The sequence below is a fragment of the Methanosarcinales archaeon genome (assembly GCA_014859725.1).
GTDB lineage: Archaea > Halobacteriota > Methanosarcinia > Methanosarcinales > Methanocomedenaceae > Kmv04.
The window spans coordinates 1-1,997 of sequence record JACUTQ010000269.1 but is presented as its reverse complement, the minus strand read 5'-3'; the positions used below and the strand labels follow the sequence as shown (position 1 = coordinate 1,997).

The window sequence follows — 1,997 nt, the reverse complement described above, 5'->3', positions numbered from 1 at the left end:
AGAGGCAGGAGACGCTGGTATAGGAATTAACCAGTTATTGTTATCACTGATAACTTTAAATCACTATCTTCATTTGATGATATGTATCACTGATAAATTTATATACTTATCAGTCGTTACTGATATCTAAATATGGTCATATCAGAAAATAACTCTGAATTGTTTGAGATATTATGCGCAAAACTGAACTTGAGCAATAGCGCCGTTGTTAAAGAAGAACCTGTTCTCAAAGATGCATTGAGCCATATAAGAGTTGATATGATCATCGAGGATGGCAATAATAGGTATTTTGTGGAAGTAAAATCCAAAGCAAGTATTGATACGATCGCAAGGTTAGTTCTATTAAAAGAACTTTTCAGAAATCAAAATGCAGATTTATCCCATTTCTTTTTTGTCATTGCAGGTAAGGTCTTTCCACCAGACATAGAAAAAATTGCAAACCAGACAAATATAAAATTAGTGACAATACCTCGTAATATTCAGCACCCAACACAGAAATATGATGCTTTTCCAGATAATGTCAAAGTCACCTCAAAAAAATCATGGAAAGTAATTACCAGGCTCCTGAAAGAGAAAATGACATCCATCCGGCAATTATCAATTATAGAGAAGGTCTCTTATGGATGGGCACATGCGACAGTAAAAAGCCTAATAAACCAAGGAATCACGACAAAAAAAGGAAATTATGTCAGCATCTCTGATACCAATAAATTGTTGAATGGTGTTGCATGGGAGAGACCGTTTGAAAATCTATATGCAGGTGAAATCACTATCGGATATCATGATGCCTTTAAAGCTGCTCAGGAACTGTCCCATATATTAAAAAATAAAGGGATCAAGTTTGCTTTTACCAGCTATACATCTGGAGGATTATATACAGGCTATGCTATCCGGCATGATACTGTCTATTTATATATCGAAAAAAATGAAATGGATTTCTTCATGAATACATTCAAAGATGCTGACAAGCAAGGCATCAAAGCACGAATATATACCCCAGATAGAGAAGTCTTCAATGATACAAGAGAAAAAGAGGGTATTCAGATAGTCTCTCCATCTCAGACATTACTGGATCTGGCAGGATTAGGGTACAGCGGACGGGATATCACAAAAGCTATGGTAGAAAAATATGCCTCCCTATGAACCCAATCAGCAGATAATTGAAAAGTCTCTTGAAGAACTAGAATTTATTTTAAACTGGGTCAAGCAGCGCGGAGAGACAGCGGATAATCCAATAACTGTTCTTATAGGTGGGTGGGCCGTAGATGCCTATAATCCATGGTATGGTTCGATTGATATTGATTTAGTAACCAATAGTCGAACTAAAAATACCCTCAAACAATTTTTAAAACGGGAACGTGGATACGATTCGTACCGAATTCCTGGTGGAATTAATACCGTTTCGAAACCAACCGGAGATAGAGAAATTAGGGAAATAATAATAGATTTCATTCCACGAGAAAGAATGAAATTCGAAGGCAGAGACTTATATATAGACTTTGACATTCAAAAGGAACATACTGAAGTAAGAGAAATAATAGGGGGAATCTCTGTTGCAGTTCCGAAGAGGTCTATGCTAATAATACTCAAATTAAAAGCTTCCTGGGACAGATCGTTCCGATTAAACTCCGAAACCAGTACTGATACAGACTGGGAGCGTGGAAAACTCGTTAAGGACTATGCTGATATTATTGCACTCCTTGACCCGAGTTATGGAGGAACAGAGATTGACTTAAATTTTCTTGGTGATAAGCTTGATGAATTCGATTTTCTCAGTGAATGTTTAAGGAGAATCCCAGAAAATCATGATGCAATAGGAAAATATAACAGAATGGATCAGAGAACAGTAAGAGAGACAATTGAACGATTATTACAATTAACCAAATAAGAGGTATCTCTTTGAGTAATGAAAGAAAAACTGGCAACAATTTCGAGCTAACGTCCTTCTCTCCCGGAGATTGGGTATGGAGTCAGGATCTTGCAGAGTTAGTCAGAAT

Annotated in this window: 2 protein-coding genes; both read left to right on the top strand. The window is 36.6% G+C overall.

The genetic code is table 11. The features are described 5' to 3' along the window. Positions 1-132: 132 nt before the first annotated feature. Positions 133-1,143 (top strand): hypothetical protein, encoded by a 1,011-nt coding sequence (locus tag IBX40_13150; GenBank protein MBE0525258.1) that lies wholly within the window; start codon positions 133-135, stop codon positions 1,141-1,143. Continuing rightward, a complete protein-coding gene (locus IBX40_13145; GenBank protein MBE0525257.1) occupies positions 1,130-1,888 on the top strand; it encodes a hypothetical protein in 759 nt (252 codons plus the stop codon). The genes IBX40_13150 and IBX40_13145 overlap by 14 nt, the downstream gene beginning before the upstream one ends. The last annotated feature ends 109 nt before the right edge of the window (positions 1,889-1,997 follow it).

Excerpts from the sequence above, each read along its gene's own strand:
- IBX40_13150 (MBE0525258.1), top strand. The coding sequence starts at position 133 with ATGGTCATATCAGAAAATAACTCTGAATTGTTTGAGATATTATGCGCA.
- IBX40_13145 (MBE0525257.1), top strand. The coding sequence starts at position 1,130 with ATGCCTCCCTATGAACCCAATCAGCAGATAATTGAAAAGTCTCTTGAA.